Annotated in this window: 3 protein-coding genes; all 3 read left to right on the plus strand. The window is 63.8% G+C overall.

The window, feature by feature from the left end; translation table 11 throughout:
* Window positions 1–1,036: 2-C-methyl-D-erythritol 2,4-cyclodiphosphate synthase (gene ispF / locus A2I95_RS35455; protein WP_291737245.1), on the plus strand; the 1,036-nt coding region annotated here is incomplete at its 5' end.
* A complete protein-coding gene (locus tag A2I95_RS35460; RefSeq protein WP_291737246.1) occupies window positions 1,033–1,530 on the plus strand; it encodes a phosphatidylglycerophosphatase A in 498 nt (165 codons plus the stop codon). The genes ispF and A2I95_RS35460, both read left to right, overlap by 4 nt.
* A 2-nt stretch (window positions 1,531–1,532) precedes the next feature.
* On the plus strand, window positions 1,533–1,751 hold a 219-nt coding region (locus tag A2I95_RS35465; protein ID WP_291737247.1), incomplete at its 3' end, for a CinA family protein.

Here is a 1,751-nt window from a genome sequence, read left to right on the forward strand (position 1 = left end):
CTGGACCCTCGAAGCCTTTGAAAAGGCGGGCGTGGACCTCACCGTGCTTGTCCTTTCTGCTGCTGATCAGGAAGCCTGGGAAGAATTCTCCGGCAAACCCGACCTGATCCTGGCCGAAGGCGGTGCTGAGCGTGCAGCCTCCGTCATGAACGGCTTGCAAGCGCTGAAGCCGCATTATGTGGACAAGGTACTGATCCATGATGCCGCCCGACCCTGCGTCGGCACCGACCTGATCCACAACATTATCAACGCCTTGGACGAGACATCTGCTGCAGCTCCTGCACTTGCCGTTACGGATGCTTTGTGGACTGGAACAGACGGCACTGTCACAGGAACTCAGGACCGCAACGGACTGTTTGCGGCGCAAACCCCGCAAGGCTTTCGCTATGACGCCATCCTTGCCGCCCATAAGGCCCATCCTGGCGGCGCCGCGGATGACGTGGAGGTGGCGCGCGCCGCAGGACTTGACGTCCGCATCATTCCGGGCGAGCCGGACAATATCAAAATCACCCGCCCCGAGGATTTCACCCGGGCGGGCCGCATTCTGGGAGCTGACATGGACATCAGGCTTGGCAATGGCTACGACGTGCACCGCTTCGGCCCCGGTGACAGCGTGATCCTTTGCGGGGTGGAAATCCCGCATGAGAAAACCCTGCAGGGCCACTCCGACGCCGATGTCGGCATGCACGCGGTGACCGACGCCATCTATGGCGCCCTGGCGCGCGGCGACATCGGCCAGCATTTCCCGCCCTCAGACCCGCAGTGGAAAGGCGCCGCCAGCGAGATCTTCCTGCGCCACGCCGCCAACCTGGCGCGCGAGATGGGGTTCACCCTGTCGAATGTCGATTGCACCCTCGTTTGTGAATACCCCAAGGTCGGCCCTCACGCTGCAAAGATGCGCAAAGTGATGGCCGAAATCCTGGGCATCGATGCGGACCGTGTCTCGATCAAGGCGACCACCTCCGAACGCCTCGGCTTCACCGGCCGCGGCGAGGGCATCGCGGCACTGGCAACTGCCGCCCTGGTGAAGGCATGACCCCGGCGCAAGCAATCGGCACCGTCTGCGGCGTTGGCTATCTGCGCCCCGCCCCCGGCACCTGGGGCTCGCTGGCCGCGCTGCCGCTGGCCTACGGGCTGCACCAGCTGGGCGGCTTCCCTCTGCTGGCGTTGGCAACGCTGGCCAGCATTCCCGCCGGTATCTGGGCCACCAAGGTAATGACCGCGGGCAGCGCTGACCACGACCCGTCGGAAATCGTGGTGGATGAGGTCGCAGGCCAGTGGATCGCGCTTTGGGCCATCTCCTATCCGGCCTGGGCGCATGGCATTCCTATCACCGCACTTTGGCCCGGCTGGATCAGCGCGTTCCTGCTGTTCCGCCTGTTCGACATCTGGAAACCGGGCCCTGTCGGCTGGGCAGATCGCCAGGAAGGCCCGTTTGGTGTTATGATGGATGATGTCATCGCCGGCATCATGGCCGCCATCGGCGTTGCCCTGCTGGCCGGCTTCTCGCACGGGGTACTGGGATTATGAGTGTGGATGTGGCAAAGCTGATCACCCAGGCAAAGGTGGCAGGTCTCACCATTGCCACCGCCGAAAGCTGCACCGGCGGCATGATTGCGGCGGCGCTGACAGATATTCCCGGCTCCTCCGCCGTGGTCGACCGCGGCTTTGTCACCTACTCCAACGACGCCAAGATGCAGATGCTGGGCGTAAAGACGGAGACTCTGGACGCCAAAGGGGCGGTCAGCGAG

The organism is Leisingera sp. F5 (assembly GCF_001593695.1).

Bases quoted from the DNA above. Each gene is read 5' to 3' on its own strand.
- A2I95_RS35460 (WP_291737246.1), top strand. From the start codon at position 1,033: ATGACCCCGGCGCAAGCAATCGGCACCGTCTGCGGCGTTGGCTATCTG.